Annotated in this window: 12 protein-coding genes; 4 read left to right on the plus strand and 8 right to left on the minus strand. The window is 39.8% G+C overall.

Features of this window, described 5'->3' with window-relative positions; translation table 11 throughout:
* The first annotated feature begins 149 nt into the window (after nucleotides 1-149).
* From CXF74_RS19775 to CXF74_RS19785, 3 genes are all read left to right on the plus strand, one after another.
* A complete protein-coding gene (locus CXF74_RS19775; RefSeq protein WP_101084247.1) occupies nucleotides 150-677 on the plus strand; it encodes a protein disulfide oxidoreductase in 528 nt (175 codons plus the stop codon).
* Nucleotides 678-685: 8 nt separating this feature from the next.
* Nucleotides 686-1,099 carry a hypothetical protein gene (locus tag CXF74_RS19780; protein WP_101084248.1) on the plus strand — a complete coding sequence of 138 codons (414 nt, stop codon included), beginning with the start codon at nucleotides 686-688 and terminating at the stop codon, nucleotides 1,097-1,099.
* A 109-nt stretch (nucleotides 1,100-1,208) separates the two neighbouring features.
* A complete protein-coding gene (locus CXF74_RS19785) occupies nucleotides 1,209-1,706 on the plus strand; it encodes a DsbA family protein (RefSeq protein ID WP_101084249.1) in 498 nt (165 codons plus the stop codon).
* Between the two features lie 96 nt (nucleotides 1,707-1,802).
* Here the strand turns inward: CXF74_RS19785 and CXF74_RS19790 are convergent, their stop codons facing one another.
* The 8 genes from CXF74_RS19790 to glyA all read right to left on the minus strand — a co-directional run bounded on the left by CXF74_RS19790 (nucleotide 1,803) and on the right by glyA (nucleotide 8,470).
* Nucleotides 1,803-2,507: a DUF445 domain-containing protein gene (locus CXF74_RS19790; RefSeq protein WP_101084250.1), complete on the minus strand. Its 705-nt coding sequence runs from the start codon at nucleotides 2,505-2,507 to the stop codon at nucleotides 1,803-1,805.
* A 96-nt stretch (nucleotides 2,508-2,603) separates the two neighbouring features.
* A complete protein-coding gene (nusB, locus tag CXF74_RS19795) occupies nucleotides 2,604-3,023 on the minus strand; it encodes a transcription antitermination factor NusB (protein WP_101084258.1) in 420 nt (139 codons plus the stop codon).
* 5 nt (nucleotides 3,024-3,028) lie between these two features.
* Nucleotides 3,029-3,496, minus strand: a complete 468-nt coding sequence (gene ribH / locus CXF74_RS19800; RefSeq protein WP_101084251.1) for a 6,7-dimethyl-8-ribityllumazine synthase — start codon at nucleotides 3,494-3,496, stop codon at nucleotides 3,029-3,031.
* A gap of 73 nt (nucleotides 3,497-3,569) precedes the next feature.
* Nucleotides 3,570-4,676: a bifunctional 3,4-dihydroxy-2-butanone-4-phosphate synthase/GTP cyclohydrolase II gene (ribBA, locus tag CXF74_RS19805; RefSeq protein WP_101084252.1), complete on the minus strand. Its 1,107-nt coding sequence runs from the start codon at nucleotides 4,674-4,676 to the stop codon at nucleotides 3,570-3,572.
* A gap of 43 nt (nucleotides 4,677-4,719) precedes the next feature.
* On the minus strand, nucleotides 4,720-5,382 hold the full coding sequence (locus CXF74_RS19810; RefSeq protein ID WP_101084253.1) for a riboflavin synthase: 663 nt from the start codon (nucleotides 5,380-5,382) through the stop codon (nucleotides 4,720-4,722).
* Nucleotide 5,383: 1 nt separating this feature from the next.
* Nucleotides 5,384-6,529, minus strand: a complete 1,146-nt coding sequence (gene ribD, locus CXF74_RS19815) for a bifunctional diaminohydroxyphosphoribosylaminopyrimidine deaminase/5-amino-6-(5-phosphoribosylamino)uracil reductase RibD (protein WP_101084254.1) — start codon at nucleotides 6,527-6,529, stop codon at nucleotides 5,384-5,386.
* A gap of 75 nt (nucleotides 6,530-6,604) precedes the next feature.
* Complete coding sequence (gene nrdR / locus CXF74_RS19820) at nucleotides 6,605-7,054, minus strand: transcriptional regulator NrdR (RefSeq protein ID WP_101084255.1); 450 nt, start codon at nucleotides 7,052-7,054, stop codon at nucleotides 6,605-6,607.
* 150 nt (nucleotides 7,055-7,204) lie between these two features.
* A complete protein-coding gene (gene glyA / locus CXF74_RS19825; protein WP_101084256.1) occupies nucleotides 7,205-8,470 on the minus strand; it encodes a serine hydroxymethyltransferase in 1,266 nt (421 codons plus the stop codon).
* 255 nt (nucleotides 8,471-8,725) lie between these two features.
* Between glyA and CXF74_RS19830 the strand changes: the two genes are divergently transcribed.
* Entirely contained in the window at nucleotides 8,726-9,484 is a 759-nt protein-coding gene (locus CXF74_RS19830) for a hypothetical protein (RefSeq protein ID WP_101084257.1), read from the plus strand.
* Nucleotides 9,485-9,757: the final 273 nt, after the last annotated feature.

Genomic DNA, 9,757 nt, shown 5'->3' on the forward strand with positions numbered 1-9,757 from the left:
GTGACTGATTACCTACGTAGCCATCAGCGCTTTGGTGTGCCACTCAATGTTGTTTATGGCCCTAATGCGCCACAAGGTATTCCTTTGCCGGTGATATTAACCAGTGATGATGTCATTGATGCGTTGCTACTCGCAGGGAAACAGCAATAATGAAACCTCAAAAAATCAAACACAAAAAGCCGGTCAGAAAAGCCAAATACTGGTTAAAAGAGGGACTTAAATTTATTGTTATTATCACCCTCTTTTCACTGGCGGTTGATTATTGGCGCAGTCAAGATATGCCCAAGCAAGCCATTCCACCACTTGTCACCACGACAATAAAGGGGGACTGGGTCGATATTGAAAAGATGAGTCATGAAGCGCCAGTCTTGCTCTACTTCTGGGCGACATGGTGTCCAGTTTGTGAGTTTGTCAGTCCTAGTGTGGATTGGTTATCTTCAGATCATCAGGTTGTCTCTATTGCGATTACCTCGGGTGAGGATGAGCGACTCAATCAGTTTATGAAACACAAAGAATACAACTTTTCTGTCATCAATGATGACAAAGGTGCTATCAGCCAACAATGGGGAGTGACGGCAACCCCGTCAATTTTCATTGTTAAAAATGGAGAAGTCTCTTCAATTACGACCGGCGCCACCACCCCGATGGGTCTGTGGTTACGTTTATTATTTGCTTAGGAATTATGATGAAAAACACTTTTATCTCAACAACACAGGATTCAAAAAATATGTTCACAAAAAAAATACTTACTGCCTCTATCGCGGCCAGTTTATTATTATCACCTCTATTCTTATCTGCGCAAGCAATGGCCGACACCATCACACCGATGCAACAAAAACAGTTAACTGAAATAAAATCACTCTTAAAGCAACACCCTAATATGATTGAGGCGTTACATGGTAATTTGACACAATACTTTGAAGGACAAAGTACTATTGCTAAAACCTTAAAAAATAACCATGATTATTTGTATAATAATCACGGCAAGCGCATTACAAAAAACAACCTGTTTTTGAACGATAACTGTTCAAAAACAGGTTTTAAAAACATTGCGACACAATGCAATAACTATCAAAGTGAGCTAATTAATCTGGATTAGTAGCTATATTGAGACATTTTTAGTCATTCTCATTATTAAACTAATAATATCTGCTGAAAACCTTACGTAGCAAGGGATTAAAATGCGCTAGCCGTGGTATAATAATCCGTTGCATCCCTATTTTGGTGCAGCTGATCCTAAATTAACTATCATCAATTTCACTGACTATAACTGCCCATATTGTAAACGCCTAGAGTCAGGCTTAGAGGATATGATTAAAGATTTCCCAGAAGTACGTGTGGTTAATGTGTATTTACCTTTTCAGCAACGTTTGATTCCTGGCATGGAAACCAATACCGCCTGGTATGCATTAAATGTATGGGAAAATGACAGGGATAATTATGCCGAAGTACACCGTTTAATGATGGCAAAACCCTCACACCACGATAAAAAATCCATTATGAAGATCGCTGAGTTAACCAATACCCAAGATTCGCTAAAGGTTAGTGAAAAGAATCGCTTAAAGGTTGAGAAGAATGAAAGAATATTTGCTCAACTTGGCCTGCGTGGAACACCAAGCCTAATTATTGGCGATGAAATTATTCCCGGGTTTATGCCGCCAGCACAGCTAAATGAATTAATTAAAGCGCAATTAGCGACTGACTAAGCATTGATTAACAAATGATTAGCCCATAGAACGCGTATAAAAAAAGCCATGCTGAGGTGTTCAGCATGGCTTTTTTATCACAAAATCAGAATGCGATCACATAATAAACGTTGTGATTAATCCAATCAAACCACCAAATACACCACCCCATACAACCAGCCAGCCAAGGTGTTTCTTGATCATCGCTTGAATAATTTCTTTCACTAATTGTGGTGTTAATTCATCTAAACGTTGCTCAATGATTTTCTCTATTTTAGCGAGAATATCTTGCATCATATCAGGCTGTTCAATCTCTTCTTTTAACAGTTCAATGAATTTCTCATCTTGTGTTAAGTCGATAATCGACGTTTTCATATGCTTAATAAACGGTTCACGTAATGGCACCAATGCTTCTTCACCACCAAACATACCTAGCATAGGGCCAAAAGAAGACTCCATGATCACTTTGATTAAACCGTCATAGGTTGGATTAAGATCCACTTTTTCAATGACAGGTACTAAATTGAGTTGCGCGGGTGAGAATGCGCCGGCACTTAAGAAACGGTCAACATTTTCAAGGGTAAAAAACTGATCCATCATTAACGTACGGATGCCTTTTTTAAAGTCCTCAAAATGTGCAGGTACCACCCCTGAACCGTACAAAAATGGAATTTTTTCGAATAACATAAATATCGCTAACCAGTTAGTTAACGCACCCGATAACGCAAAAAGACCGACCATAGCGATAACATTCTCTTTGAGTAATAAACCCACAGCTAAAATAATCGCAGAGATAAGATTAGTGATTAAGCTTTTATTCATTGTTATTCCTTTTTTATTTTTATATGTCTTTAGAGACAAAAAAATCCAGTGGCAAGAAGCGACTGGATTTTTTAATCTTGCTTTATAACGTAAAGACTATGCGTCGCGTAATTTCAAACTACGTAATGCTTTATCTAATACACCATTTACAAACTTGTATGATTCGTCTGTTGCAAAGTCTTTTGCTAACTCAATCGCTTCATTCAGTACCACTTTATGCGGTACGTCAGTGCGGAAGCTAAGCTCAAACATTGCTAAACGTAAGATTGCGATATCAACCATATCTACATCGTTAATTTTACGAGATAAGTATGGAGATAACTTTTCATCAAGTGTTTCAATGTGATTGATCACACCAGACAAAAGTTCTTTAAAATATGGAACGTCTGTTTTTGACAAGTCTTGATCAACAGTAAATTGATCAATAATTTGGCCAAAAGTAGCACCAGTGATTTGCCATTGATATACCGCTTGTACTGCGAATTGACGAGCGCGACGGCGCTCTGCAGGTTTCATTTTCATTAAGCTAATTCCGCCATTACATTTACCATTTCTAATGCGCTTAAAGCAGCTTCGCTACCTTTATTACCCATTTTAGTGCCCGCACGTTCAATTGCTTGATCGATTGAGTCAGTTGTTAATACACCAAAAGCAACTGGGATATCGAAATCTAACGATACCTGTGCAAGACCTTTGTTACATTCATTTGCAACAAATTCAAAGTGTGGAGTTCCGCCACGGATAACCGTGCCTAATGCAATAATTGCATCGTATTTTTTAGAAGCAGCAACACGTTTAGCAACAAGAGGAAGCTCAACAGCACCGGGCATACGAACCACTGTGATGTTGTCATCTTGCACTTGACCAGTGCGCTTAAGGGTATCAATTGCGCCAGCGAGTAACTGTTCATTGATAAAGCTGTTAAAACGAGAAATTACAATTGCAATTTTCGCTTCCGGTGCCGCTAGACCACCTTCAATTATTTTCATTTCCTACCCTTATTTAACGTGTCTTACAAAGAAAGTGTGCATTCTAGCACACTTTTTTTATCGAAAACCACAATTATTCAGTGATGTAATCAACCACTTCAAGACCAAAACCTGAAAGCGCATGATAACGTTTTTCAGAACTCAATAACGCCATTTTTTGAACGCCTAAATCACGCAGTATTTGTGAGCCAATACCCACACGACGACTTGCGCCATGTGCTTTAGCGGCAACACGTTCACCCGCGTCTTCTTTAGCAATATTTTTAACTTGTTCGATTAAAGACTCTGCTGTTTCTTGATGACCTAACATCACCAATACACCGCCGTCTTTTGCTAAACGTTGTAATGCATCACGCATTGGCCACGTTTGCTCTGATAAACGCTCAGAGAAAAAGTTATCTGAGAAAGTATTTTGCAGGTGAACACGCACATTTGTTGTATCACCGGCTTTAACTTCGCCATTAACCAGTGCAAAGTGCACCTGTTTATCAATCGTGTCTTGGTAAGCGACTAAATCAAACTCACCAAACTCAGTGGGTAATTTACAGCTAGAAACACGTTCAATTGTTGTTTCATTGTTATTACGGTATTCAATTAAATCAGCCACTGTGCCCAGTTTAATGCCGTGTTTTTTAGCGACAATTTCTAAATCAGCGCGGCGTGCCATGCTGCCGTCTTCATTTAAAATTTCAACGATAACACCCGCCGGCTCGCGCCCTGCAAGGCGTGCTAAATCACAACCCGCTTCAGTATGCCCAGCACGAGTTAATACACCACCCGCTTGTGCTTTAAGTGGGAAAATATGACCCGGCATGACAATGTCTGTCGCTTTTGCATTTGATGCAACGGCGCGCTGTACTGTAATAGCACGATCAGCGGCTGAAATACCCGTTGTAACACCTTCAGCAGCTTCGATTGAAACCGTGAAGTTAGTTGAGAAGGCGGCTGTATTATCATCAACCATTAACGGTAATTTTAATTGCTCACAACGATCAGCAGTTAATGTTAAACAAATTAAACCACGGCCATGTGTTGCCATAAAGTTGATGGCTTCTGGCGTTACCATGTCAGCAGCCATAATGAAGTCACCTTCATTCTCACGGTCTTCATCGTCCATTAAAATAACCATTTTACCTAAACGGATATCTTCAATAATTTCAGCAGTTGTATTCAATTTCATTGTAATTCCTTACTTATAAATTTCTATAAAGCGATTAATAGGGTTAACCGATAAACCCACTACGTGCGAGCAGATCCATTGTTGATTCTTTTTTAGGTTGGCTTTCAGCGGCTTTATCACCCAATAACAGGCGTTCTAAATAACGCGAGACAACATCAACTTCAAGATTAACTAATGTACCCACTTGATAGTGCGTCATAGTCGTTTCTGAAATAGTGTGGGGGATAATAGTCAGTTTGAACGAGGCACCATCAATGGCATTGGTGGTTAAACTAATACCATCAATCGAAATAGATCCCTTTTCAGCTATATATTTAGCCAAATTATCTGGGGCTTTAACCCAATATTCAACAGCACTACCCAGCTGCGTAATGGAAGTGATTTCACCGACACCATCAACATGTCCGCTAACAATATGACCGCCAAAACGTGACGTCACTTGCATCGCTTTTTCTAGATTGAGAGAGAAACCATTTTTAATGGCAGCAAAACCACTGCGCTCTATGGTTTCAGTTGAAATATCAACATCATAACCATTGCCTTCTAATCGGGTCACCGTTAAGCAAACACCATTATGTGAAATACTGTCGCCTAATTTAACGTCACTGAGATCCAATGCGCCACTATCAACGGTGATAGTCATATCTTGAGCATGACGTTTGATTGCTGTTATTGAGCCAACGGCTTCGATAATACCTGTAAACATATTAATCTCGGTCACTTATAATGCGAATGTCATCGCCAATTACCGTTACATCTTTTAACGTTAATTGCACAACATCATCCATTTTTGAATAGTTGGGTAAGTTTACTAAGTTTCTGCCACGATCGCCCATTAATTTTGGTGCTTGATACAATATAAATTGATCAACTAACTGCTGATTAAAGAATTCACCCGCTAATTTAGCGCCAGACTCAACCCAAATATCATTAATTTCGTATTCGTTTAGTTGAACCAACAAGGCATTAAGGTCAATGCGACCGTGGCCATCATCTTTACCGATGATCTGTTCAACATCCGCGACACAGTGCAGTTTTTCAAGATCAGCACGTGGCGATAAGGACACTAAAATCACTTTACCCGTTAGGTTTAATAATTTTTCTTTTAGCGTTAACTTATTATGTGAATCTAAAATAATGCGTATCGGTTGGCGTAGCTGTGATTCATTGATTTCATCGTTAAAAACAGGCGATTTTTGTAATTCTGCAAAGCGTACATTTAAACTAGGATCATCACTCATCACCGTGCCACTGCCGGTTAAAATGGCATTGTGTAACGCGCGATAATGTTGCACATCAATACGTGCTTGTGGTCCTGTTATCCATTGGCTTTGGCCGTTTTCTAATGCGGTTTTACCGTCTAAACTAGAAGCCAGTTTAACGCTAATACGTGCCGTTTTAGTTTTCATTCGTTTGATGAAGCCTAAATTCAATGCATTGGCTTCTTTTTCTAATAAACCAACCTGCACTTCAATGCCCGCATCTTCTAATATTTTAATACCCCGCCCCGCCACTTTTGGGTTGGGATCAACCATCGCAATCACGACACGTTTAACACCCGCTTTAGTCAGTGCGAGTGCACAAGGAGGCGTACGACCAAAGTGCGAACAAGGCTCAAGCGTGACATAACACGTGGCATTAATCGCTTTCGTTTCTGCCATCGCTAAGGCATGCACTTCGGCATGAGGCTCGCCGGCTTTAAAATGAAAACCTTCACCAACAACAATATTGTTCGCCACAATAACGCAACCCACATTAGGATTTGGCGCCGTAGTGAAACGCCCCTTTTTAGCCAACTCAATGGCCATCGCCATGTAGGATTCATCTTGTTCGGTAAAGTGGAGGTTGCTCATTGAATACCTTATAAAAATTATGCGCTTCGAGTCGCAAGCTACGGGCTACGAAGCTCGATGCTCGAAGCTATTTATTTATTTATCAAGTTTGGCTATTTCTTCACCAAACTCTTTAACATCTTCAAAAGATCGATAAACAGAGGCAAAACGGATATAAGCAATTTTATCAAGCGCTTTAAGCAGATCCATCACTAATTCACCGACCATCTTCGACGGGACTTCGCGTTCACCCGTTGCACGTAACATTGATTTGAGTTTATTGACACTCACTTCAATATCTTCAATGCTCACCGGACGTTTTTCTAAGGCACGATTAATACCCACCAGCAATTTTTCATCGTCAAAGGGTTCACGTCGACCGTCAGATTTTATTAAACGAGGCATGACTAGTTCAGCACTTTCAAAGGTGGTGAAACGCTCTTGGCATTCATTACAAGCACGACGTCTTCGTACTTGTGAACCATCAGCGACTAAACGTGAATCGATCACTTTAGTATCTTGCGCACTACAAAAAGGGCAATACATAACTTCACATCCATATAACTGAAAACAGAGTGAATTTAGCACAAATCCAGTTAAATTTGGCAAAAAAAAACTGCACAGAGTGCAGTTTTAATATTTAACTATTTAGATAAACGAATAAATCCTCAGGGTAACCTGAGGATTTACAAATTCTTATCCGTATACAGGGTTCGCTTTACAGAACGCAGCAGCTTTAACTTTAACCGCTTCAATCGTTGTAGCTAGTTTCTCTTCGTCTTTGATAACATCTAAGATGTCACAAATCCAAGCAGCAAGTTCAGTTGCATCAGCAACTGTTGCGCCACGACGAGTGAATGCAGGTGTACCGATACGCAGACCAGATGTAACAAATGGAGAGCGTGGATCGTTTGGTACAGAGTTCATGTTCACAGTGATGTGAGCAAGACCAAGTGCAGCATCAGCTTCTTTACCTGTGATGTCTTGAGCAATCAAGTCAACAAGGAAAAGGTGGTTTTCAGTACCGTTAGAAACGATTTTGTAACCACGTTCTTGGAATACTTTAACCATCGCTTTTGCGTTGTCTAAAACACACTGTTGGTATACTTTGAATTCTGGTTCAGCACATTCTTTAAATGCAACCGCTTTAGCAGCGATAACGTGCATTAATGGGCCACCTTGACCACCAGGGAAAACTGCTGAGTTTAGTTTCTTCTCAATAGCAGCATTCGCTTTAGCCAGGATAAGACCACCACGTGGGCCACCTAGTGTTTTATGCGTTGTTGTTGTTACAACATCAGCAAATGGGACTGGGTTAGGGTAAAGACCAGCAGCAACAAGACCAGCAACGTGTGCCATGTCTACGAATAGGTAAGCACCTACTTTGTCTGCGATTTCGCGGAATTTAGCCCAATCAACAATACCTGAGTATGCTGAGAAACCAGCAATAATCATTTTTGGTTTATGTTCAACAGCTAGACGCTCAACTTCAGCGTAATCAAGAATACCTGTATCAGGGTTGATTCCGTACTGAACAGCATTGTATGTTTTACCAGAGAAGCTTACTGATGCACCGTGTGTTAAGTGACCACCGTGAGCAAGGCTCATACCTAAAATTGTATCACCAGCAGTACAAAGTGCAGCATAAACAGCACTGTTTGCTTGAGAACCAGCATGGGGTTGTACGTTTGCGTAATCAGCACCAAATAAAGATTTAGCACGTTCGATAGCTAAAGATTCAGCAACATCAACGTATTCACAACCGCCGTAATAACGCTTACCAGGGTAACCTTCAGCATATTTGTTTGTAAGCTGACTACCTTGCGCTTCCATTACACGTGGACTTGTGTAGTTTTCAGATGCAATTAGCTCGATGTGATCTTCTTGACGTTGAACTTCACCCGTCATTGATTGCCATAATTCTGGATCGTAATCTGCAATATTCATTTCGCGGTTAAACATGCGTTTCTCCTAATTGAAATAACTGGTAGTCAGTTAATAAAAGTGGTTTTTCATGATGTAGCGCATTTTACGCAAAGTTTAGCCACTTGCATAGAGCTAAAGGCGTGAATAATTTAGCTTTTTAACATGAGGAAAGTTAACGTTATATAAAATGACCAATAATGCGCTAGATCAAATTAAAGTACACCTAATCTTTACTTTAAAAATATATTTGATATGGTTTAATCATATTAAATTCATATAATTAGGTGCCGCATGAAAAGAATAGCGCTCTCTTTAATCCCTCTTTTTCTACTTAGTGCTTGTGGAACAGAAGAAGAAACGAAAACAACCTATGATATAGAGTGTCAAGGGCAAGCAGATGGTTGGCATAAAAAGACACAAAAACTGAGTGACAATCAAGGTGCGAGTTATTTATTTGAAGGGCAGTGGCACTGTAAAAATGAAAAATTATGGTATTCAACGAAGCTCGATGAAGTGAATTTATTCGGGAAATTTTATGTAACAAAAACAGATACTAATGCTGATGAGTCAAAATCTCAATATCACTTTATTCAACTTGATAAAGCACAGGATTTAGTTATTCAACAGGAAGCGACAAATTTACAAAATAATAATCTGGTTAAAAGCGATTATTTAACACTTTCATTTTTAACCGATGGAGGTGTGCTACCACAGCTATTTACCACAACGCCATATTCCGGTAAAAGTTATACGATTGAATACAATGTTAACAACGTCGAAGTTGCTCAACTTGGAACCATGCTTTTTAAAGGGAAAGAAGATAACCTGTATCAATACGAAAATATTAACTGTGATGCTACCAACAATCAAAATTGGTCTTGTGAAGGCTGGGATAGTTATTATCAAGTGGATAAAACCGAAGATAACATGGGTCCAATAACAGATAGTACTAAAACCCAAACATTAACACCGAGAGTGGATAAATTATTTAACAACCCACTCACAACACGTAAAGAACTGATTCGCTTAAATAGCATCCTTTTCAATTAGCTCAACATTCTGAGCTCCCAATAACCCAGCAGCGCCCAGTTTATTGTGGGTTATTGGTTTTTTAACATCATCTTCCCGTTACAATCCTCACGCCCTAGCAGTGACTTCTCCAGCACATTTCTGACGCTTCCACTTCATTGGGCGAACCCCCTAAACCAGAAATAAGACCATTTGCATCGTTATCAACATCCCAGCCACGCGCGCCGGTTGATTTTAAGATTAAGATACCGTTGCCTGCTTGAACGCCAACAGGTTCAGCGCCAATCTATCAGA

This window comes from Psychromonas sp. Urea-02u-13 (assembly GCF_002835995.1).
In the GTDB taxonomy this organism is placed as follows: domain Bacteria; phylum Pseudomonadota; class Gammaproteobacteria; order Enterobacterales; family Psychromonadaceae; genus Psychromonas.

What these genes read in the sequence shown, in the direction of transcription:
- CXF74_RS19775 (WP_101084247.1), top strand. Translation starts at nt 150, where the DNA reads ATGAAACCTCAAAAAATCAAACACAAAAAGCCGGTCAGAAAAGCCAAA.
- CXF74_RS19780 (WP_101084248.1), top strand. Translation starts at nt 686, where the DNA reads ATGAAAAACACTTTTATCTCAACAACACAGGATTCAAAAAATATGTTC.
- CXF74_RS19790 (WP_101084250.1), bottom strand. Translation starts at nt 2,507, where the DNA reads ATGAATAAAAGCTTAATCACTAATCTTATCTCTGCGATTATTTTAGCT.
- nusB (WP_101084258.1), bottom strand. Translation starts at nt 3,023, where the DNA reads ATGAAACCTGCAGAGCGCCGTCGCGCTCGTCAATTCGCAGTACAAGCG.
- ribH (WP_101084251.1), bottom strand. Translation starts at nt 3,496, where the DNA reads ATGAAAATAATTGAAGGTGGTCTAGCGGCACCGGAAGCGAAAATTGCA.
- ribBA (WP_101084252.1), bottom strand. Translation starts at nt 4,676, where the DNA reads ATGAAATTGAATACAACTGCTGAAATTATTGAAGATATCCGTTTAGGT.
- CXF74_RS19810 (WP_101084253.1), bottom strand. Translation starts at nt 5,382, where the DNA reads ATGTTTACAGGTATTATCGAAGCCGTTGGCTCAATAACAGCAATCAAA.
- ribD (WP_101084254.1), bottom strand. Translation starts at nt 6,529, where the DNA reads ATGAGCAACCTCCACTTTACCGAACAAGATGAATCCTACATGGCGATG.
- nrdR (WP_101084255.1), bottom strand. Translation starts at nt 7,054, where the DNA reads ATGTATTGCCCTTTTTGTAGTGCGCAAGATACTAAAGTGATCGATTCA.
- glyA (WP_101084256.1), bottom strand. Translation starts at nt 8,470, where the DNA reads ATGTTTAACCGCGAAATGAATATTGCAGATTACGATCCAGAATTATGG.
- CXF74_RS19830 (WP_101084257.1), top strand. Translation starts at nt 8,726, where the DNA reads ATGAAAAGAATAGCGCTCTCTTTAATCCCTCTTTTTCTACTTAGTGCT.